General features: G+C 71.0%; 16 protein-coding genes and 1 tRNA gene. 6 read left to right on the top strand and 11 right to left on the bottom strand.

All coding sequences use genetic code 11. The features are described from left to right. The coding region (locus NBW84_RS11555; RefSeq protein WP_250284438.1) for a TetR/AcrR family transcriptional regulator at positions 1-496 on the bottom strand (496 nt) is incomplete at its 3' end. A gap of 94 nt (positions 497-590) precedes the next feature. On the opposite strand from NBW84_RS11555, the gene NBW84_RS11550 reads away from it, so the two are divergent. From NBW84_RS11550 to NBW84_RS11530, 5 genes are all read left to right on the top strand, one after another. Continuing rightward, a complete protein-coding gene (locus NBW84_RS11550; protein ID WP_250292844.1) occupies positions 591-941 on the top strand; it encodes a cytoplasmic protein in 351 nt (116 codons plus the stop codon). 217 nt (positions 942-1,158) lie between these two features. Then, positions 1,159-2,097, top strand: coding sequence for a metallophosphoesterase (locus NBW84_RS11545; RefSeq protein ID WP_250284434.1), 939 nt, complete (start codon positions 1,159-1,161; stop codon positions 2,095-2,097). A 174-nt stretch (positions 2,098-2,271) separates the two neighbouring features. Continuing rightward, positions 2,272-2,348 (top strand) — tRNA-Pro (locus NBW84_RS11540). 120 nt (positions 2,349-2,468) lie between these two features. After that, a complete protein-coding gene (locus NBW84_RS11535) occupies positions 2,469-3,680 on the top strand; it encodes a THUMP-like domain-containing protein (protein WP_250284432.1) in 1,212 nt (403 codons plus the stop codon). Positions 3,681-4,022: 342 nt separating this feature from the next. Beyond that, positions 4,023-4,832, top strand: coding sequence for a hypothetical protein (locus tag NBW84_RS11530; RefSeq protein ID WP_250284430.1), 810 nt, complete (start codon positions 4,023-4,025; stop codon positions 4,830-4,832). A 78-nt stretch (positions 4,833-4,910) separates the two neighbouring features. On the opposite strand, the gene NBW84_RS11525 is transcribed toward NBW84_RS11530, so the two are convergent. The 4 genes from NBW84_RS11525 to NBW84_RS11510 all read right to left on the bottom strand — a co-directional run bounded on the left by NBW84_RS11525 (position 4,911) and on the right by NBW84_RS11510 (position 10,392). Beyond that, positions 4,911-5,723: an SAM-dependent methyltransferase gene (locus NBW84_RS11525; protein WP_250284428.1), complete on the bottom strand. Its 813-nt coding sequence runs from the start codon at positions 5,721-5,723 to the stop codon at positions 4,911-4,913. 256 nt (positions 5,724-5,979) lie between these two features. Then, positions 5,980-6,846 (bottom strand): helix-turn-helix domain-containing protein, encoded by an 867-nt coding sequence (locus NBW84_RS11520; protein ID WP_250284426.1) that lies wholly within the window; start codon positions 6,844-6,846, stop codon positions 5,980-5,982. 399 nt (positions 6,847-7,245) lie between these two features. After that, complete coding sequence (locus tag NBW84_RS11515; RefSeq protein ID WP_250284425.1) at positions 7,246-7,836, bottom strand: potassium channel family protein; 591 nt, start codon at positions 7,834-7,836, stop codon at positions 7,246-7,248. 309 nt (positions 7,837-8,145) lie between these two features. Then, entirely contained in the window at positions 8,146-10,392 is a 2,247-nt protein-coding gene (locus NBW84_RS11510; protein WP_250284424.1) for a protein kinase domain-containing protein, read from the bottom strand. Between the two features lie 1,561 nt (positions 10,393-11,953). Here NBW84_RS11510 and NBW84_RS11505 point away from each other — a divergent pair. Further along, complete coding sequence (locus NBW84_RS11505; protein WP_250284423.1) at positions 11,954-13,525, top strand: GGDEF domain-containing protein; 1,572 nt, start codon at positions 11,954-11,956, stop codon at positions 13,523-13,525. Between the two features lie 311 nt (positions 13,526-13,836). Here NBW84_RS11505 and NBW84_RS11500 read toward each other — a convergent pair whose 3' ends face one another. From NBW84_RS11500 to radA, 6 genes are all read right to left on the bottom strand, one after another. Then, a complete protein-coding gene (locus NBW84_RS11500; protein ID WP_250284422.1) occupies positions 13,837-14,361 on the bottom strand; it encodes a DUF3618 domain-containing protein in 525 nt (174 codons plus the stop codon). Positions 14,362-14,544: 183 nt separating this feature from the next. Next, positions 14,545-15,948, bottom strand: coding sequence for a proline--tRNA ligase (proS, locus tag NBW84_RS11495; protein ID WP_250284421.1), 1,404 nt, complete (start codon positions 15,946-15,948; stop codon positions 14,545-14,547). A gap of 80 nt (positions 15,949-16,028) precedes the next feature. Next, positions 16,029-16,313, bottom strand: coding sequence for a hypothetical protein (locus NBW84_RS11490; RefSeq protein ID WP_250284420.1), 285 nt, complete (start codon positions 16,311-16,313; stop codon positions 16,029-16,031). A 252-nt stretch (positions 16,314-16,565) separates the two neighbouring features. Further along, positions 16,566-17,573, bottom strand: a complete 1,008-nt coding sequence (locus tag NBW84_RS11485; RefSeq protein ID WP_445548575.1) for an A/G-specific adenine glycosylase — start codon at positions 17,571-17,573, stop codon at positions 16,566-16,568. Between the two features lie 98 nt (positions 17,574-17,671). Beyond that, the gene (gene disA / locus NBW84_RS11480) at positions 17,672-18,751 is read right to left on the bottom strand and encodes a DNA integrity scanning diadenylate cyclase DisA (protein ID WP_250284418.1); all 1,080 of its coding nucleotides are present in this window, start codon (positions 18,749-18,751) and stop codon (positions 17,672-17,674) included. Positions 18,752-18,859: 108 nt separating this feature from the next. After that, complete coding sequence (radA, locus tag NBW84_RS11475; RefSeq protein ID WP_250284417.1) at positions 18,860-20,311, bottom strand: DNA repair protein RadA; 1,452 nt, start codon at positions 20,309-20,311, stop codon at positions 18,860-18,862. Positions 20,312-20,609: the final 298 nt, after the last annotated feature.

Here is a 20,609-nt window from a genome sequence, read left to right as displayed (position 1 = left end):
CGATACCGGCGGCGGAGCGGATCGTGACGGCCAGCCGGTGCGGGTCGAGGTCGGGGTGGGTCTCCCGCAGAGGTGCCAGGGCGCGTTCGATCCAGCCGATGGCACGCCCCTGGCGCAGCACCGGCGGCTGGGCATCGGCAGCAGCGTCCAGTGACAGCCGCAGGGCGGCGCGTAGCTGCGGTTCCCAGTCGAGGGTGATGCGCAGGTGGGCCCGCATCACCAGGTCCAGCCGGGCCAGCGGGTCGCTCGGTGCGTCGTCGGGCAGCAGGGACTCGTGCTGGATCTCCGGGTGGGCGGCGAGCAGCAGGGCGCGCTGGTTGGGGAAGTAGCGGTACGCGGTCGTCCGGGAGATCCCGGCCGCCGCGGCGGCGTCTTCGACGCCTGGGGTCACCCCTTCGGCGAGCAGCCTGCGGGTGGCCGTGACCAGCGCGTCGCGGGTACGGGCCTTCTGCTGGCGGCGTCCCGTCAGCTCATATGGAACCGACATCTCCATCATAGTACTTTCATCCCATGGAATATGGGTCCCATGTTGGACATGTGAATCCCATGATGATGGGACGGATCATGATGGTGAGGCAGGTGAGGTGGCCATGTGCCTGGATCCGGCGGTGACGGACCCCGACCTCTACAAGGTGATCTTTGAGAACGACCGGGTCCGGATCCTGGAGTACCGGGACCGGCCCGGTGACAGGACCAGCCCCCACGAGCACCCCGACAGCGTCATGGTCACCCTGACCTCGTTCCGGCGCAGGATCAGCGCCGGTGGCCGGCAGGCCGAGGTCGATCTCCCCGCCGGGCAGGCGCGCTGGCTCGACGCCCAACGGCACAGCGGCGAGAACACAGGCGGCACCGACACGCACTCGATCTTCATCGAGCTGAAGGAGCCCAGGCCCGCGGGTTTGCCCGCCCCCGCCGACGCCCTCGGCCCCAGCGGCGGCTGACCCGGCCATCGCACCGCCCTCCACGGCCGTTGCGGCCACGTCCACCCACGTACCGGTCGGCTGCCGGACCAGCTCTGGCCTCGGCGGGCGCCGACGGCCGGCCCGGCAGGTGCCGGCGGCGGATGTCCGGTCGGTCACGGCGTACGCGACGCGCCCCGCGAGCCGCCCATCACAGCGCAACCTGAGCCACACTTGTCCGATGACGAGTGGGCGACGGTTGAAACGGTCACCTTCAGGGGCGCGGGGGCGCACTGTCGGTCGGACGGCCACCGGGCTCGGAGCGGCAGGTGCCCTTGCCCTGGCATATGCCGCTGGCTACGAGCGCACCGCCTACACCCTGCGTCGGGTGGTGCTGCCGATGCTCGCGCGGGACGCACCGCCACTGCGTATCCTGCACATCTCCGACCTGCACATCACCCCGAACCAGAAGCGCAAGCTGGAGTGGATCGGGGATCTCGCCCGCCTGGTGCCCGACCTGGTGGTGCTGACCGGTGACGTCCTGGCGCATCCGGACGCCGACGAGCCGACGCTGCTGGCGCTGTCGTCCCTGTCCGGCTTCCCCGGGGTGTTCGTGCCGGGCAACAACGACTACTACGCGCCGACGTTGAAGAGCCCGCACCGCTACCTGCTGCCCAAGGACGTCTCCACCCCGAAGGGCACCCCGCTGGACTGGGCCGGCTTCGCCAAGAGCCTGACCGCCGACAGCGGCTGGCTGGACCTGACCAACAGCCGGACGACGCTGCGCGCCGGTGGGCTGCGGATCGACGTCCGCGGCGTCGACGACGCCAGGCTCGGGCGGGACGATCTCTCCGCGGTGCTCGGCCCGCGCGACGACGGCGACGTCGATCTGGTGCTGGGGCTGTCACACACCCCGGAGCCCCGGGTGCTGGACGCCTACACCGCGGACGGGGTGGCGCTGACGCTCTCCGGCCACACACACGGCGGGCAGATCCGGGTGCCGTTCGTCGGGGCGCTGGTCGCCAACTGTGGCCTCGACCGTGGCCGGGTCCGCGGGCTGTCCCGTTACGAGGCCGGCGGGCGTTCGTCGTGGCTGCACGTCTCCGCGGGCCTCGGGACGTCCCCGTTCGCGCCGGTCCGGTTCGCCTGCCGGCCGGAGGCCACCCTGATCACCCTCGCGCCGGCCGCATGGACCTGACGCCCCGCGCGGACCCGGCGCCGTGGCCCGTGGGGGTGAGCGTGGCCCGTGGTGGAGGTGGGCGCTGTCGCGGCCTTCGTGCCGCTGCCGGGGGCTGGAGCCGCTCCCCGCGAACCTGTCCGGCCACCCCGTGCCGAGGATGGCCGGCGGATCAGGTAGACTTCGTGGTGGTCACGGGGTGTGGCGCAGCTTGGTAGCGCGCTTCGTTCGGGACGAAGAGGTCGTGGGTTCGAATCCCGCCACCCCGACCACGCAGGCCCTGTGATCCTTTTTTGGATCATGGGGCCTGAGTTCTTTGCGCTCTTCGGTCTTCCCGTTTCCTCCCAACGGCAGGCCGCCGTCGCGGGAAGGGAGACGAAACGGAATCGCGGGTGGCGCGCTTCGAGGCGTTGCTGACGTCCAGCGGGAGCGAACTGCTCGATCGCCTCGCCAGCGAAGCCGGTGCGGGCGGCGGCATCGGCGGAGGCGGGGGAGCCAGGGGAACGGCCGGCCCGCGGCAGGCGCTGCGCCTCGGGACGCGGCTGCGTGTCGACTATCCGACGGATCTCGTGGTCGACGCGCTGGGCCAGCACGAGCTGCGGACGGCGGCCGGGGCGAAGTTCAGCCGGGCGATGGAGATGTTCTTCACCCGCGCCGGCCTGGAACAGGCGTCGCCGCAGGTCGTGGCCGAGCACACCGCTTCGCGGTACGCGGCCGGGGATACCGTCGCCGACCTGTGCTGCGGTATCGGCGGGGACATGCTCGCGCTCGCCGGGCACCACCGGGTGATCGCCGTGGACGTCGACCCGCTCCATCTGCGTGTCGCGCGGGCCAACGCGGACGTCCTGGGCGTCGGGGGCAGCGTGACGACCGTTCTCTCCGACGTCCGCGACGTCGATCTGGCGGGGGCGGACGCGGTGTTCGTCGACCCGGCCCGGCGCGCCGGTCAGCGGCGGCTGCGCACCGGTGACAGCGAGCCACCGCTGGCCTGGTGCCTGGAGCTCGCCGGACGGGTCGCGAAGGTGGGGATCAAGGCCGCTCCCGGGCTTCCGCGGGAGGCCGTGCCCGCCGGCTGGGAGCTGGAGTTCATCGCCGTGGGCAGGGACCTCAAGGAGGCGGTGGCCTGGTCCCCGGCGCTGGCCACCACGGGCACCCGCGCGACCCTCCTGCCCGGCGGGCACACGCTCACCCCCGCGCCGGCGGGCTACGGGGCGCCCGCGGTGCCGGTGCGGGCGCCGGGTGAATACCTCCTCGACCCGAACCCGGCTGTCACCCGTGCCGGGCTCGTCGCGGAGCTGGCCCGGGAACTTGGCGCCTGGAAGATCGACGAAAGAATCGCCTTCCTGTCGGCGGACGCACCGATACGCACGCCGTTCGGCCGTCCGCTGCGCGTCATCGACTCCGCGCCGTGGAACCAGAAGCAGCTGCCCGCCCGCCTGCGCGCGCTGGACATCGGATCGGTCGACATCCGGCGGCGCGGCCTGGCGGGTGACGTCGACGAGCTGCGTAAACGCCTGAAGCTCTCCGGTACCCGCCGGGCCACCCTCGTCATGACCCGTGTCGACAACCGCCCCTGGGGCCTGACCTGCCTCACCGACGAGTGACGGCCCGCGATACCGCGTCCCGAGCACACCCCGCCCGGCCAGGGGCTGGCCAGAGCGGAACCGGCCAGAACGTGATCAGCCAGGCCGTGATCAGCCGGCCTGGCCGAGGATGGCCGCGGCCGAGCCCCGGTATCCGGGACATCCGGCCAACATTCTGTTGATCTTCATGCCGTGCGGCTCGGGCCGCCCGTTCCAGAAGTCGGTCGATGCGCCCCGCGGCCTTATGTCATGCCTGTCAGCTTCATCACCTTTCTCCCTTGACAAGGGCTTTCAGTAGGTATTCATCAGTACGACCCGTGGGGAGAAGTCCTCGACAGGCACGCCCGCCGGGGGCGGCGGGCCATGGTCCGCCGGATCCTGCTGGCTGTCACGGTGGTTCTCGTCGCGGCCTTCTGCGTGGGCGTGCTGTTCGGCCTGCCGCTGTTGCACCGGATACGGGACGATCGGAACGCGGCGTCACCGACCGCCGCGGATCCTTTTGCTGGCACCCCGGCCGCGAGTTTCGCCGCCGGCGCGGACGGGCTTGTCCTGCCCGCCGCGGCCGACACCGGCTCCTTCACCGCGGCCGAGGTCGAGACGGCCCTGCAACAGGCGAAGAAGCTCCTGGTCGCCGCCTACCTGGATCCCCGGGTGTTCGGCGGTGACCTCGGTCCGGTGTACGCGACCATGAACAACGGACTACGGCAGTCCATCCAGGAGACGGCCGCCGATCCGTCGAAAAACGACGAGATTCTTTTCCCTGCCGCGCGTTTCGCGCCGGGTGTGACGTTGGCGGCCCCTGACGCCCGGGCGAAGGGGAGTATCACCTACGCTCCTGGTGAAAAGCCGGGGACGCTGGTGGTCACGGCGAACCACGTGTATGTGTATCCGCTGCGCCGTGATTCCTTCCGGGCGCTGCTCACGGTGCATCGTGATCTTGATATCACCTTCTACCGGCCGGGAACGGCACCGGCAGGCCGGGATGGAATAAGCGGTATCGGTGGCAGGGGCGCCCTGTACTGGGATTTCGACTGCGAAGCCATGAAAAAGGGGCTGCTTGCCCCGGGCCGGCCGCTCGGTTACGCCGACACCGAACCCGGCCAGCCGGCATACCACGAAAGATTCGACCCGGCCACCGCCATCGTGGGGAAGGATATCTGCGGGCCGGGCTGACGGTGCCGCCCCGCCGGCCTGGTCCGGCGGGGCGGGCCGCGTTGGCTGGACGCGGGGCCGACGGCGTTCCGATGGTTCCTATGGCTTTCTGGCGAGGCCGGCCCAGACGGGCATGGGGGTGGTGTCGGCTCCGGGCTCGGGCCGCCACCGGGTGGTCGGGACCACGCCTGGCGCCAGCAGTTCCAGGCCGTCGAAGAACCGCAGGACCTGCTCGTGCGCGCGGAAAGTGACTTTCTCGGCCATCGAGGTGTTCATACGTGTCGAGGCCTTGCGCATCCCATCGGAGATGATGTCGCTGGCGGGATGGGAGAACACCAGGTAGCTGCCGGCGGGGATGGCGTCCACCAGGGTGGCGACGATGCCGTACGGGTCGTCCTCGTCGCGGACGCAGTGCAGGATCGCGATCAGCATGAGTGCCACCGGTTTGGTGAAGTCCAGGATGGCCGCGGCTTTTGTCAGGATCGTGCCGGGGTCGCGCAGGTCGGCCTCGAGGTAGGTGGTCGCGCCCTGGGGGGAACTGGTCAGGAGTGCTTTGGCATGGACGAGGACGATGGGATCGTTGTCGACGTAGACGACGCGTGCGGCGGGGGCGGCCCGTTGGGCGATTTCGTGGGTGTTGTTGGCGGACGGTAGGCCGGTGCCGATGTCGAGGAACTGGCGGATGCCGGCCTCGGCGGCCAGATGGTGTACGGCGCGGCCCAGGAAGGCGCGGTTCGCCAGCACGCTCACAGAAGTGATGGGCACGGCCTCCAGCACTTCTTCGGCCACCTTGCGGTCGGCGGCATAGTTGTTCCTGCCGCCGAGCCAGTAGTCGTAGATCCGGGCGATGTGCGGCACGTCCGGGTTGAGGCTGGCTGGTGGCTGTTCCTCGTCCGCTGCGTCAAGTCCCATGTCAGATCCTTCCGTCCGGCGTCCGCTGCACGCCGGGTCTCAGCTCAGGAAATTCTAGTACCTCTCTACCGAATTCCGGGAAAGTTCGGAGACATCCGGATACATCAGTACACAGCGGCATATCGACGACCGGCTGCCGCGGTGCCGGCTGGTCGGTCGGCCGTGGCTGCGGTCGGCGATCGCGGTCCGTGATGTCAGATCCGCAATATTTACTGAAGGTGACCGATACGCCGGCCGGTTCCACCGGGCGACCGCATCAGATCTCATTGATGATCTTATTGATCGCGCTGGCGGCGCGTTCCGGTGGCACGCTGTCGACGCACAGGCGGTTCATCGCGGCCAGATAGCGGTCCACGTCCTCCAGCTTGTCCAGGTAGGCGGCGCCGGCAAGCTGCTCGAGGTAGACCACATAGGGCAGGTCCGCCTCGGGGAACTGCAGGATGCTGAACGCGCCACCTTCGGCGACGTGGCCGCCGAAGCTGAAGGGCATGACCTGGAGCGTGACGTTCGGCTGCTCGGTCAGGGCGATCAGGTGCTCAAGCTGGGCGCGCATCACCTTGGTTCCGCCGATCGAGCGGCGCAGGGCGGCCTCGTCCAGCACCATCCACAGGTGTGGAGGGCTCGGGCGGGCCAGGATGTGCTGCCGCTGCATCCGGACGTTCACCCGGCGTTCGACGTCCTCCCGCGGGGAGCCCCGGCCGCCCTGAGCGATGACGGCGCGGGCGTAGTCCTCGGTCTGCAGCAGGCCCGGGACGAACTGGACCTCGTAGGACCGGATCAGCGTCGCCGACTCCTCCAGCCCGATGTACGGCTGGAACCAGCCCGGCAGGACATCGCCGTAGTTCTGCCACCAGCTCGGCTGGTTGGCGTCCCGGGCCAGGGACAGCAACGGCTCCCGTTCGGCTTCGGCCGTGACACCGTAGAGGGTGAGCAGATCGGCGACGTCGCGTTCCTTGAAGCTGACACGGCCGAGTTCCAGACGGCTGATCTTCGATTCGGAAGCCCGGATGCTGTATCCGGCGGCCTCCCGGCTGATGCCCCTGCCTTCACGTAATCGACGGAGCTGGGAGCCCAGGACGATGCGACGCACCGTGGGACCACGGTGTAAGTCACCTGTTGTCACGACGGCTCACCTGTCGTCACGTCCCGGCCCTTTCGCAGGTATAATTCTGATGGCATCCTGGTTGGTATCTTCGGTCACTGGGGGCTTCCCCGGATATGTGCCGGGATTCTATCGTCGTGTGTCACGGGTGCGGTGCGTCGCCCGGAGTTCTGTAGGACACCTATCCCGTTTCACCTGTTTCGCTCGTTTTGTTCACGCCGGCTCCGCCGGCTGTCATGCCCGTTGGACGGCCGGCCGTGCCGCCCGCCTGGTCCTGCCGGCCTGGTCCTGCCGGCCGGTCCCGTCGGCCTGGTCCTGCTGGTCGTCAGGATCGCCGGGCTGGTCGGTCGGCGACCGGATTGTCGCTGGCTGATGACCGCCGTCGCCGGCCGGCCGGGCGGCCGGCGCGGTCGGCCGCACTCACTCGGGCTCCCGGCTAGCGCGGCGGCGTATCCCGGCGGTGATGGCGCCAAGAAAAATCTGCGCGACAAGACCGACCACGACGAGATTGCCGAGCATCTGAATCATGGTGATGATCCGGGCTGTCTGGGTAACGGGAGCGATATCGCCGAAACCGACAGTGGTGAACACGGTGAGTGCGAAATACAGGGCGTCCGTGCGCGTCATCGCCTGGGTGAATGCGCAGGCCTGTTCACGTCCGAGCACGAAGTAGGTTCCCGCGAAGATCAGCAGGAACAGCGGGAGGGACACGGCGAAGGCTTCGGCGGCGCGCAGCCCGGGGTAGGCGGACCGGGCGATACGCCGGATCTGGATGCCGACGATGCCGGCGAACGCCAGCAGGGCGGCGGCCAGCGCGATCCCCAGGCCCGCGTGCACGCCGCCCCCGAGGGACCGTCCGAAGGGAAGCAGGTAGTACAGGAACAGCTGGGCGACGATGCTCAGGGCCGCGCGCACCATGGCGCGCGCGACAAGTACCCGCTGGCCGGGCGGCGGCCGGGTGGCCTCGCGCCGGTGCTTCGGCGGGACGTCACGCGCGTTCTTCGTGATCACGGACTGTCCTGGACGAGGACGGCGCGGCCGGCCGTCATGTCAGGGCCTGGCGGGCAGTGGGTCACAGGCTCCTCCGCGTCCCGGGGATCACGGTCGGCGCTCGGGCCGCCGACCGGCCGCGAATCGCGGGCAGGGCCGGGCCCCACCGGCGGTGGCCCGGCATCGCTCGCGGGGTTGATCGGAATCCGAGCCCCGTAGGCGGCCGGGGCCGCGACAGCTGCGCCTGCCGCGGCCCCGGCCGCCTGCCATGAGCATACGGTCACCAAAAGATCGCATCAGGTGACTGTGAGTCAGCGTGACGTGGGTATGTCAGGCCGTGAAGGTGAGGGAATACCCGCCATCGGACGTACTGGCCTGGCCGGGGGAGCGGCGCACCGCGGGGGACGGGCACCGGCGTGGGCGCGTCGTCGGGCCGGCTCCCCGGAGGAGGGGGAGAGCACCGACGGTGACAGCCAGCACATGCAGGAGCGAGGGGTGGACGACGGGCAACCAGTGGATGCCGTGGTTGTCGCGCCACCCGGCGGCACCGGTCAGCCAGTCCGTCAGCGTCCGTGGCAGCCATCCACCGCCACGGGTGAGGGGCGTCCGCACCCGGATCGAGTGATCGCTGGCACCGCTGTCGGAGATCGTGCCGATGGGCATGCGCGGCGGATGGATGACAGCCGTCCGTGTCGCCGGGCCCTGTCGTGTGGGGCCCTGTCGCGCCGGGTCCGCTCGCGCGGGGCCTCGTGGGGTGAAGCCGCCGCCGCTGGTGGCGGCGTCCGTGGTGGCGCTCGGGTTCGCGGGCCCCTGCCCGGCTGTGGCCACTGGCCGCCCGGCTGTTCCGGCTGTTCCGGCTGTTCCGGCTGGGCCGGCCGGCTTCGATGGTGCGCGCTGGTCGCGGTTCGTCGGCGATCGAGGCCGTGCTGTGGGCCGTGGCCTGGACGTCTGCGACACCGCCTGGGTGGAGGAGGCCCGCGGCGGTGCCGCCGCGGGCGAGGCCGCCGCGGGCGAGGCCGCGGCGGATGGAGGGCCGGCCGGCGCCGTGGTGGGCGCCCCGGACGGGGAGGCCGGTGGCTTCGTCGGGGCGCTGGTGGGTGATTGGGCCGTTCTGCTGGGGACTGGCGCCGGCGAGGTCGGCGCCGGTTTCGTCGGGGTGGCGGTGGCGGGTGGCTGGGCTGTCGCGCTGGGGGCCGGTTCGGCCGGGGTCGCCGGCGCCCTCGGCGAGGGCTGTGTGCCGTTCCCGCCGCCGGGGGCGGGGGCGGGCTGGCCCGGCTGCTCTGGCTGCGGGGAGGGTGGTGGGGTACCCGCCGGCTGCTCCGCCGACGTCCATGCCACGCTGTCCGGCGGCCTGGTGAGCGCGAGCCCGGCCGCGGCGGGCGGGGCGGACACCCACGGCCTGCTGGCGGCCGGGGGCGTCGCACCGCCGCCCGGGGCAGGCGCACCGGACGGTGTCGCCATCGCGCCGGGCGGGTTCGTGCCGCCGTCAGGGGTGACCCGCATGGCGACGGCCATGACCAGGCCGGTGGTCACACCGAGCGCGATGCCGGCGGCCACGGTGATCAGCGCGAGCTGCCAGCGGCGCAGGGCGCCGGCGGCTGCGGTGCCAGGACGTCCGCCGGCGGGCGCGCCCGGGCGCTTCGCCACGCGCGGGGGCCGCACCCGGTCGGCCGTCCCGGCTCCGGCCCCAGCTCCGGCCATCGGTGGCGGCGGTGGCTGGGGGGCGACCAGGACCCGCCGGGTGACCTGGTCCGCCAGGTCGGCGCTGCCCGGGTAGTTGCGGACGATGCCGGTGACGAGCTCGACAGCGGTGGGCCGTCTGGCCGGATCCCGGTCGAGAGCGCGCCGCAGCAGCGCGGTGAGGCCATCCGGTATGCCGCTGAGGTCCGGTTTCTCCCGCAGCATACGCAGGGCGGACGCGGTGGGTGTGTCCGCCGCGAACAGGTGGCGGCCGGTCGCCGCGAACGCCACGCACATCGCCCAGGAGAAGATGTCGGCCGCGGGGCCGGCCCGTTCGCCACGGAGCTGCTCCGGGGCCATCCAGGCGACCGTCCCGATGATGTGGCCGGTCTGGGTGTGCTCGGTCGTGTCGACGGCGTGGGCGATACCGAAGTCGATGACCTTCGGGCCGTCCCAGGCGAGCAGGATGTTGGACGGTTTGAGGTCGCGGTGCACCAGCCCGGCGGCGTGGATGGCGGCAAGGGCGTCGGCGAGGCTCGCGGCGAGGTCGACGAGCATGGATCCGCTCAGCCGCCCCCGCTCGCCGATGGCTGCCGAGAGGCTCACACCGTCGACGTACTCGGTGGCCATCCACGGGCGTTCCGCGTCGACGTCGGCGTCCCGGACCTCCGCGACGAACCTGCCACGGACGCGACGCGCGGCCGCGACCTCCCGGCGGAACCGCTCCCGGAAGTCCGCGTCACCAGTCAGCTCCGGCCGGACGACCTTCACTGCCATGGGGTGGCCGTCCTCGTCGAAACCGAGGTAAACAGCGCCCATCCCGCCGGCACCCAGTCGTCCCTGGAGCCAGTATCTCCCGATTTTTCGGGGATCAGCGTCGGTCAGCGGCGCCAGCACGCCCGCTCCTCTCCTGCGACTTCCCCACCCTGGGGATCACGCTACCGAGCTGACGGGCATTATGGCTGTGAGCGCATCAACTTTCCCGAGCGGGAACAAAACCGGTCACCACGTTCAAACGTACGATTGATCACATCCTCTCGTCGTTCTCGGACCGGTGCGTGAAATTCGTGTACAGATAAAAGGCTGGCAGGTTGCCGTACCGGTTCCCGGTATCAGGAATCAGCTGGCCCGGTAGAGCCGTGCCCGTCGTGCCGCCGACAGGTCGTGGACGGCACAGCCATGTTTTTCCGGAGCGTTTGCCCCCGGCCGGGCGCGGCCGCTCCGGAAGCCGTTCGGGGAGGTCCACAACGGCCAGCTCCCCGGGGTGCGAGGCAGCGTACGGTGCGGCCGTGCCCGGGTCTGCCCGGGGTCTTCGGGGCCGTCCGGGCAAATACGTCCCGTTTCGTATTCGGAAGCCCGCGGGACTGCCCGCGGCGCCGCTTCCCACTGCCCGTCCCCGTGCTGTGACGTCGTCCGGCGGCGGTGTTTCCGGTCACCTGCCCGGCTGTGACAAAACCGGTCTGTGGCATATGCCGCACCCGGGCCGCCGCCGGCGTCCGTGGCTGCGTGGACAAGCAACGCCCGCTGTCCGGTCCCGAGCTCCATGGCGATGTCCTGCCAGCCTCGCAGGCCGCGTGGCCAGGCTGGTCGCCGGTGCCGGCCACCCCGCCACGGGGGGCCGACGGCGGTGCGTAGCGCACGGATCTCCCGGCTGCCCCTGGTGGCCACGCTGCGGACAGGACGGACCCATACGTCGGTAGAGAAAAGCATTCCTCCATACTGTTTGACTGAACCCGAAGATGGACGAACAAGGCGACGTAAGGGATGTCGGTCACGTGATGCTTTGGGGTACCCGCTGTTGTCCTCCGGCGGGCCGGCCGGCCGGTCGTTCGCCGGCGCGGACCAGCCGTCCGCGCCGAGATGGCGACGCGGCGGAGGAACAGGGTGGAGTACGGCGGCGAAGCCGCTTTGCGTCACGCGTAGTGGCGGTCGCGGCTTCCCAGTGGATCATGAGGAGCGTGATTGTACCGCTTTCGCTCGGGTGGTCCGGAAGCCGGTCCGGCAGGCCCGCTGCTCCGGCTTCCCGGCGGGCCCAAGGTTCCGCGATCATGATTCTGTTGGCCGTGGGCCCGCGGCCCGGAAGGCCTGGAAGCCGCTTCGGCGGAGTCGGCGTCCCGGGCTGCCGGAAGACCTCCGCCGGCTGACGCCGACCGTCACGGGAGCTGTCCGGGAAAGCCGGCCGGGCCGGTTGCCGGGCGTCGTCACCAAGTAATTTGGAGGGCTTTGCCCATCGGAGTACAATTTTTGTGCCGTATAGTCGGTATGAGATTTTCCGCGCCGCCGAACGGGTCCGGGCACTCGTCATGAAGGCTCGTCACGAAAGTCTCGTGATGAAGGCTCGTCACGAAGGCGTCGTCATGAAGGCGGTTTCCAAGATGACACGAACCCTGATATTTCGCCGAGCCGTCCGGACGGGCGGGTTCCGCGGTCGGCCACCCTGCCGCCGGGGGGCGACCTGATGGGGCGGGGACGGGCGGATTCCGGCCAGGCCGTCGGCCGGCCGTGGCTGCTCTACCTGACGGCCGGCGCCGCCCTCGTGATCGGATCCCGGCTGACACCCGTCCGCGATACGGGGCGGATGGCGCTCTACTGCCTGATCGGCGTGTCGTCGGTGGCGGCGTTCTTCGTCGGTGTCGCCCGGTCCGGCCCCGCGCCGCGGCTGCCCTGGCTGCTGCTGGGGGCCGGCCAGGTCGCGTACGTGACCGCCGTCATGGCCCACTGCCTGTTCTACGACGTGCTCGGCGCCACGGCTTTCCGGACCGTCTCCGATGCCTTCTTCCTGCTTCGTTACCCCTTCGCCGTGACGGGCCTGGTGCTGTTCGTCCGGTACCGCGCCCCCGGGCGTGACCTGCCTGGCCTGCTGGACGCCGGAACGCTCGCGATCGCTGTGATCATGCTGGAGTGGGTCTATCTTGTCGGGCCCTATGTCCGCGGCGGCCCCGGCCGGCTGGGTGATGCCGTCCTGTTGCTCGGGCACCCGGCGCTGGATCTCGTCCTGTTCGCGATCGGGCTCAGGCTGCTTCTCGGATCCGGCCGTCAGTCATCGGCCTTCTTCCTTCTCATGGGAAACCTTGTGGCGGTCATGACGGCGGACACGCTGTACGGCCTGCAACGGCTGAACGGCAGCTACCAGCCGGGAAACATCCTGGACGTGCTCTGGCTCGCCGGGGCGCTCGCGCTGGGCGCGGCGGCGCTGCATCCGGCAATGGCCCGTATCGCCGATCCGGCTCCGGCCGGCGACGTCGGCCTGGGCCGATGTCGCCTTGCCGTTCTGTTCGGCGCCGCCCTGGCCGCACCTGCCACAATGCTCACGCAGTACGCCCGCGGGATCACCTACGACATTCCGGTGACCGCCGTGGCATGGACCCTGATGTTCCTGTTGACGATCGCCCGGATGACGGTCCTGCTCTCCGACCAGCGTCGGCTGGCAATCACCGACGGGCTGACCGGCCTGTACACCCGCCGTTTTCTTGAGGCGGAGCTACCGATAGAGCTCGCCCGGGTACGCCGTACCGGCGGCCTGTTGGCTCTCTTCATCATAGACGTCGACCATTTCAAGGCGATCAATGACCATTACGGCCACCCGGCGGGCGACCGGGTGCTCGCCGAGATCAGCGTCCGGCTGCGCGGGACCACCCGCCCGGGTGACGTGCTCGCCCGCTACGGCGGTGAGGAGTTCGCGCTGCTGGCCCCCAACGTCCATCTGGACGAGCTCAGCACGGTCGCCGAACGGATGCGGACCAGGGTGGCCGCCAGCCCTATCACGGTGAATGCCGACACCTCGCTTTCCGCCACCGTGTCGGTGGGCGCCTGCGCCTTTCCCGCGCATGTCTCGGACCAGGCGGAGCTGGTCGGCATGGCGGACCGGGCCCTGTACAAAGCCAAGGCGCTGGGACGGGACCGCACCGTGGTATGGGACGGCGCCACATCGGCCACGGCCCCGTCCGAGGACAGGCCCGGAGACACCCCCGACACCCGGGACACCCGGGAAGCGCGGAGCACGCACGACATCCGCACCACAACCGCCTGAGGCCGTTGGCGCCGGGACCACAGGACCGTGATACCGGTGATACCCGGGAATTCCGGAAACACGGAAACACGGCGGGCCCGGGGACGCGGATGACGCGGGAGAACCCGGCCGGGCAGGCGGCCGTCGACACGCCTTCGATCTTCTGACCGAAGCGGGTATGCGGCCACCTGCCCGGCCGTTTCGTGCCTGGTCGCGTTCGTGCCTGGTCGCGTTCGTGCCTGGTCGCGTTCGTGCCTGGTCGGGTTCGTGCCTGGTCGGGTTCGTGCCTGGTCGGGTTCGTGCCCGGCCGCGCGGTGCCCCGAGGTGAGCTTTTATCCGTACCAGTTCCGATGGCGACGCCACCGCATGACGGTGAGGACGACCGCGCCGGTCACCGCCATACCGGCCGCACCGGCCGCCACGGCCCGGGCGGCACCGGGATTGCCCGCGGCCCGGTCGCGCGTTGTCCGTACCACCTGGCCCGTGGATTCCCGGATTTTTCTGGTGCCCGCGGCGACCCGCGGGTTCTGGCCGGCCCGGTGCACCAGTTCGTCCGCGGTCTGCCCGGCCCGGTACGCGCCGGCCGAAGCCCTGTGCGCCGTCACCGATGCCCGGTGGGCCGTTGTCGACACCTTGGGCCCGAGTTCGCCCGCGTATCCGGCGAGCCGGGTACGGGCGTCGGCCGTGCCGCTGACCACCCGTTCCCGCGCGTGGGTCACGGCGACACGGGCATCCTGCGCGGTTCGTCCCGCCACCCGGCCCGGACTTACCCGTTCCGACAGCAGGCCGAGTTCTTCGGCGAGCCGGGACCGGGTCATTTCGATGTCCGTTCTGATCTTGTCCGGATTCTCGCCCATGAGCCTGCTCCCGTTCTCCTCGATGCTCACGGCCGTGCGTGCGACAGCACGGCAGTTCCCGCTCGGAGCGGAGTCCGCTCGGGCGGGAGCCACGTGTCAGCGTGGCCGTGCCGGCGGTCGGGCGTCACAGGCCCGATCTTGGAAATACCCGGGGACGGCAGGGCTAACCGGCGCGGGGCCCGATCAGTAGGCGCGGGCGACGATGCAGACCAGGCCGGGCTCGTCCGCGCTGTCCGGGAGCGTGCCGTCCGGCCGCTGGATGCAGCGGACGGTCAACGACTCCTCGGCGAGCCTGGCCTCACCGCCGTCACCGACGGCGGCCCACGGCAGGCGGGCGAAGCCCACCGACGCCGCCTCGGCCGCCTCGGCGAGGTCCGCCACGTCGCGGGTGCGGGCGTCACGGGCGGCCAGGGCCGTGTCGTACATGTTCCGCTGGACGTCGTCCAGCAGCGCGGGCACCCGGGCCAGCACGTCGTCGAGCGGTATGTTGATCTTTTCCGAGGTGTCGCGGCGGGCCAGCGTGACGCTGCCGGCGGCAAGGTCGCGCGGGCCGAGTTCGACGCGCACCGGGATGCCCTTGAGCTCGGCGTCGGTGACCCGCCGGCCGAACGACAGGCCGGGCCGGGCATCGAGCTGGACGCGCAGACCGGCGGCCCGCAGCCCCTCGATGATCCGGGAGGCCCGCTCGAGGACCGCCGCGTCGTCCCTCACAGGCAGCGCTACTACCTGGACGGGCGCCAGCCGCGGGGGTATCCGCAGCCCGTTGTCGTCACCATGCGCCATGATCAGACCGCCGATCATGCGGGTCGACGAGCCCCACGACGTCGTCCATGCCAGGTGCCGCTGGCCGTCGGCGCCCAGGAAGCCGATGTCGAAGGCGCGGGCGAAATTCTGCCCGAGCTCGTGGCTGGTCGCCATCTGCAACGCCTTGCCGTCACCCATCATCGCCTCGAGGGTGAGGGTGTTGATGGCGCCGGCGAAGCGCTCCTTCGCCGTCTTGCGGCCGACGAGGACGGGCAGCGCGAGCACCGAGGTCATGAACTCCCGGTAGACCTCGAGGTGGATGCGGCGGGCGTAGGCGGCAGCGTCCACCTGGTCGACGTGCGCGGTGTGCCCCTCCTGCCAGAGGAACTCGCTGGTGCGCAGGAACAGCCGGGGGCGCAGTTCCCAACGCACCACGTTCGCCCACTGGTTGAGCAGCAGCGGCAGGTCGCGGTAGCTCTGCGTCCACTTCGCCATGTACTCGCCGATCACGGTCTCGCTGGTCGGGCGGACCACCACCGGCTCTTCCAGCTCCTTGCCGCCGCCGTGGGTGACGACCGCGAGCTCCGGGCTGAAGCCCTCGACGTGCTGGGCCTCCCGGCGCAGGTAGCTTTCCGGGATGAACAGCGGGAAGTAGGCGTTGACCGCCCCGGTCGCCTTGATCCGGGCGTCCACGTCGGCCTGCATCCGCTCCCAGATCGCGTAGCCGTACGGTCGGATGACCATGGTTCCCCGGACGGGGCCGTTGTCGGCCAGTTCGGCTTTGGCGAGCACGTCCTGATACCAGCGAGGGAAGTCCTCGCCGCGGGGAGAGAGTATGGCCACCCGCCCACGATATTGCCTGGCTGTCCCGTGCGGCCCACCCGCCCGGAGGCGATGTGGCCTTCCTTCACGGCCCGCACGCCCTACATGGACGGCCTGGCCAGGTCGTCGGGGCCGTCGCCACGGCCCCGGGGAGTCTCCCGGAAGACCAGTGACAGGTCGACGTCGCCGTGGAAGCTCACCAGCGCTGCCTGCGGTGGCACCAGAATCATCGCGGACGTCACGTCGGACGCGGTCGCTCCGGTGGTGAGAACGAGCTCGTGGTCGACCAGTGGGCCGCGCCGTACCGTCACCACCTCGGCGAGCGAGGCCGGCGTCGGGGCGGGCATGCCTCGGGGTTCGGGAACAGGGTCGCCGTAGGTGTCCATGTTCGGGCCTCCTCGATGCGAAGTTAGCAATCCGGCCCGATGTGTTCGCGGCCAACTGTGTGGTCCTTTTTCCGAGCAATTCAAGCCACTTACGAATTACGCTCATCGGTACCATTTACTTCTGGTCGGCCAGTTTGCCGCCGGCTGCTTGCGAAACCTTCCCTTGCTTTATAGCAAATACCGGCGGGATCGCCGGGCCCGGGGCCCCGGGCCATGACCGGCGTCCGTCCGCAAGCAGGTCGGGTGGAGGTCCTACGCGCCGGGCCAGGAGTGTTCGCCGGGCAGGGCGTACACGCCGGGCGCGACCGTGACGGCGAGGCCGTCGTCGAGCAGGCCGCGTAGCGCGCGGCCGCGCTGCACCGGCTCGTCCCACACCGCGTCGAGGGCGTCCTGGGGCACCGGGGTGGGTGACTCGCGCAGCACCGCGAGCAGCTTTCCGCGCACCTGCCGGTCGGTCCCGGCGTAGCTCTGCGCACGCCGGGCCGGACCGGTGGCGGCCGGGCTGCCCGCTCGCTGCCAGGCGCACTCCGGCCGCAGCGGGCAGGCGGCGCAGCGCGGGGTGCGTGCGACGCAGATCAGCGCGCCGAGCTCCATGAACGCGGCACTGGCCCGGGCCGCGGTTTCGGCGTCCGGGGGCAGCAGGGACTCGACCAGCTCCAGATCCCGGCGTGACACCGCGCTCCGCTGGTCGTCGCGGCCTTCGACGGCCCGGCCGACGAGCCGCCGGACGTTGACATCGATCACCGCATGGCGCTGGCGGAAGGCGAACGCGGCGACCGCCCTGGCGGTGTACGTCCCCACCCCCGGCAGCCGCAGCAGATCCTCCAGGTCGTCGGGAACCGAGCCGTGATACTTCTCGGTGATGGCCACCGCGGCCTGGTGCAGCCGCAGCGCCCGGCGCGGGTAGCCCAGGCGTCCCCACATGCGGACGGCCTCGCCGGCCGGCTCCGCGGCGAGCGCGGAGGGGGCCGGCCAGCGGTCCAGCCAGGCCCACCATGCTGGCAGCACCCGGTTCACCGGCGTCTGCTGCAGCATGATCTCGCTGACGAGAACCGCCCAGGGGCCCGCGTCCGGGTGCCGCCAGGGGAGGTCACGGGCATGGGCCGCGTACCAGCCGAGGACGGCATCGGCGAACGTCGGCACGGCCCGCGGGCCGGCCCCGGCGGTTGGAGCGGCCGCGGGATCGCAAGCCACGGCGGCCGAGGCCGCCACCGGGGCCGGGCTGGCCTGATCGGGCGCGGTGGATGCCATCTCCGCCATCCTGGCACGGCTGTCGGCCGGGCGGATCAGGGCCTGCGGCGGCTCCACCCGCGGTGCGGCGGTCGCACGTAGCGTTCCGGTTATACGTAGCGTTCTGGTTACACGTAGCGTTCGAGGATGCTGGATTCGGCGAGACGGGAGAGCCCTTCGCGGACGGCCCGCGCGCGCGCCTCGCCGACGCCCTCGACCGCCTGCAGGTCGTCCACGCCGGCGGCCAGCAGCTTCTGCAGGGTGCTGAAGTGGTCGACGAGCCTGTCCACCACCAGCCGCGGCAGCCGGGGCACCTTGGCCAGCATGCGGTAGCCACGGGGGCTGACCTGGCTGTCGAGCACGTCCGCGCCGCCGGGGAAGCCCAGCGCGCGGGCGAGCACGGTCAGGTCCAGCAGCTCCGTCGACGACATCGCGGACAGCTGCGCCAGCACCTCGGCGGCGGTACCGACCTTGCCACCGGAGGGCAGATAGTCACGGACGGTGAGTTCTCGCTCGGTCTCGACCCCCGCCATCAGCTCCTCGAGCTGGAGGGAGAGCAGCCGGCCGTCGGTTCCCAGTTCGACGACGTAGCCCTCGATCTCGTCGGCGATGCGGCGGACCATCTCCAGGCGCTGGCTGACCGATATCGCGTCACGAACGGTGACCAAATCTTCGATCTCGAGCGCGGAGAGTGTGCCGGCGACCTCGTCCAGCCGCATCTTGTAACGCTCAAGCGTGGCCAGCGCCTGGTTGGCCCGGGACAGGATCGCGGCCGACTCGTCGAGGACGTAACGCCGGCCCGCCACGTACAGCGCGATGATGCGCATCGACTGGCTGACCGAGATCACCGGGTACCCGCTCTGCTTGGCGACCCGTTCGGCGGTGCGGTGCCGGGTGCCGTACTCCTCAGTGAAGATCGTCGGGTCGGGCACCAGGTGGACGGCCGCGCGCACGATCCGCTGGAGATCGGACGACAGGACGATCGCGCCGTCCATCTTCGCCAGTTCCCGCAGCCGGGTGGCGGAGAACTCGACGTCCAGCTCGAAACCGCCCGTGCAGATGCCTTCGACCGCCTTGTCGTGACCAAGTACGATCAGGGCACCGGTGTGGCCGCGCAGGATGCGCTCGAGCCCGTCCCGGAAAGGGGTACCGGGGGCGACAGTGGCCAGTGTCGCCCGGAAGGTGTCATCCCCGGGTGATCCTGCCATCTGGCTCCCTCTGTGTCGGGGTGTCCCGCCCTGGTCATGGTATCGGGCCGGCTGCTTTGCCATGCCGCTCCTGCGTTGTTGTAGCGGTGTTTTCACCGAATGTGTTTTTCATTCGCTCGCGCCGTACATGTGCCGTATCGCCTGGCCCAGGTCGGAAACCTCGATCGTCGTCATGTACTCGGGTGCCGGGCCGGCGTCCGGGGGTACCAGCGCCCGCCGGAAGCCGAGCCTGAAGGCCGCGGTCAGGCGCCGGCGGACCGCGCCCACCGAGCGGACCTCACCGGCCAGGCCGACCTCGCCGACCGCTATCAGGTCCCCGGGGATGGGGCGGTCCTCGACACTGCTGATCGTGGCCAGCGCGATCGCCAGGTCGGCGGCCGGCTCGGCGAGCCGGACACCGCCGACGGTCGCCGCGTAGACGTCCGACTTCCCCAGCTGGACGCGGCCACGGCGTTCCACGACGGCGAGGATCATCGCGACCCGCGCCGAGTCCAGCCCGGAGACCGCCCGGCGCGGCACGGCCGCGGCCGAACTCGCCACCAGCGCCTGCACCTCGGCCACCAGCGGCCGGCGGCCCTCGACCGTGACCGTCACGCAGGTACCCGCCACACCGTCCATCGGCCCGCCGTCGTGCCAGCGGGACAGGAACAGCCCGCTGGGGTCGGCGACCCCGCGGATGCCGCCGTCGCCCATCTCGAAACAGCCGACCTCGTCGGACGGGCCGAAACGGTTCTTGCTCGCCCGGACCAGGCGCAGGGACGAGTGGCGCTCGCCCTCGAAGTGCAGGACGACGTCCACGAGGTGCTCGAGCAGGCGAGGCCCGGCAACGGTGCCGTCCTTGGTCACGTGGCCGACGATGACGGTGGCCATGTCCAGCGCCTTCGCCGCCCGGATCAGCGCCGCGGTCACCTCACGGACCTGGGTGACCCCGCCGGCGGCGCCTTCCGCCGCGGCGGTGGTGATGGTCTGTACCGAGTCGACGACCAGCAGTTCAGGGCGAACTTCGTCGACGTGGGTGAGAAGGGCTTCCAGGTCGGTCTCGGCGGCTATCCACAGCTCCGGGTGCACCGCCCCGGTGCGGCCCGCCCGCAGCCGCACCTGCGCGGCCGACTCCTCACCGGTGACCACCAGCGCCCGCGCGCCGGAGGTGGCGCTACGGGCGGCGACCTCAAGCAGCAGCGTGGACTTGCCCACACCCGGCTCCCCGGCCAGCAGGACGACCGCCCCGGGCACGAACCCGCCGCCGAGCACCCGGTCGAGCTCGGTGACGCCGGTCGGACGGCTGCGGGCCGTGGTGATGTCGACATCCGGCATCGGGCGCGCGGGCGCCGTGACCACCGCGGCGGGCCGCGCCGCCAGGCCGCGGCCGCTGACCCGGTGGGCCGTGCGGGCGGGGGGAACCTGTGCCTCGACCGTCCCCCACGCCTGGCAGCGCGGACAGCGACCGGTCCACTTGACGGCCTCCGCACCGCATCCGCTGCACCGGAAGCCGCCCGAGGCGATACGGGAGCCGGCAGGGCCTGGGGTGCTCGGTCGGGGAACGGGAGGCCGAGAGGACATGGCCCGCACCGTATAGGCATGCTCCGACAACTACTACGGGGCGGTGGATAATCGACATTGTCAGCTGGACGACAACGATTATGTTGATCTGTCCCAACGGATCATAATGATCGCTTTTGCCTGGTCGCGGAGCGGAGCCGGCGGACGCTGTCCGGCCTTGACGCCGGCCCGGCGCGGCTCCACGGTAACGAGGCCGTCCAGGCCGCCCGGTCAGTGCGCCCGGTCGGCGGAGGCCACGGCGCGCGGCGCGGGCGTCGTGCCGCCCTGCGCGGGCGGGGTCGTCACCGCGGCCGTCGGC

The organism is Protofrankia sp. CiP1_Cm_nod2, assembly GCF_920664355.1.
In the GTDB taxonomy this organism is placed as follows: Bacteria; Actinomycetota; Actinomycetes; order Frankiales; family Frankiaceae; genus Protofrankia.
This window is presented reverse-complemented; position numbering and strand designations above follow the sequence as displayed.